A 1,011-nucleotide genomic window follows, 5' to 3' on the forward strand; every position below is an offset into this window, starting at 1 on the left:
GAAGCGCAAAAAAACGGCTTCAGACAATATTTAGGAGGATTATTAGGGGAAAGTGAGAGGAAAAACCTCACTCAAATGGCCAATAATGCCGTCGGAGTAGTTTATAACCGATTACATCACTTTTTGACCGAATCGCCCTGGTCAGACCGTCAGGTAAATGAATGTCGCTTGCAAGTGATGAACCAATGCCGCCAGACGCAAATCCCCCGAGGATTTACGCTGATTGTCGATGACTCAGGACATCGAAAAAGTGGCAATCTGACCGCCGGAGTTGGGAGGCAGTACTTGGGAGAAATTGGCAAGACAGACAACGGAATAGTCGCCGTCACTACTCATCTCTACGACGGCAAAAAAAGTGTACCCCTAGACATGGAAATTTATCAACCGGCTAGTTCCTTAGCCGAGGGGAAAGAAGACAAAGAATTTAAGAAGAAACCAGAGATAGCGATAGATTTAATTGACCGGAGCTTAACCAGAGGCTATCGACCGAAAATCGTGTTAATAGATGCTGGTTATGGCAACAACACGAGTTTTCTGAAAGCCCTAGAAGAAAGAAAGCTAAAATACTTAGGAGGATTGGCAAAAAATCGAAAAGTAATTATTGAAAAAGAAGGGGGTGTGGAAGAAACAATCCAGCTTGAGCAACTAGCAAAAAGCCTATCAGAAAAGGATTGGGAGAAAATCACCCTAAATCTAGATAAAGAAAAAACGGTTTGGGTAGCGGTATTCAGAGCGAAAATATCTCAACTAGAAGGAGAAAGGAACTTGGCGATCGTCATGAATGCAAGTTCAATGGAAAAAGCCACAGAGGTGGACTATTTCATCACCAATGTAGTTGAGGCAGATACAGTAACAGCGTCGTGGATAGTGAGGACTTACACCGAAAGAAATTGGGTGGAAGTATTCTACCGAGAAGCCAAAGGATGGTTAGGGTTAAGGGAATATCAAGTCAGGGATAAACGAAGCTTACTTCGCCATTTTATCTTGTGGTTTTGTCCCTATCCATTAATC

Annotated in this window: 1 protein-coding gene; it reads left to right on the plus strand. The window is 42.9% G+C overall.

Features of this window, described 5'->3' with window-relative positions; genetic code table 11:
- A partial coding sequence (locus PX482_RS07540; RefSeq protein WP_288122272.1) for an IS701 family transposase occupies positions 1-1,011 on the plus strand: 1,011 nt, incomplete at both ends.

The organism is Microcystis sp. M53602_WE12 (assembly GCF_030065455.1).
GTDB classification, from domain to species: domain Bacteria; phylum Cyanobacteriota; class Cyanobacteriia; order Cyanobacteriales; family Microcystaceae; genus Microcystis; species Microcystis aeruginosa.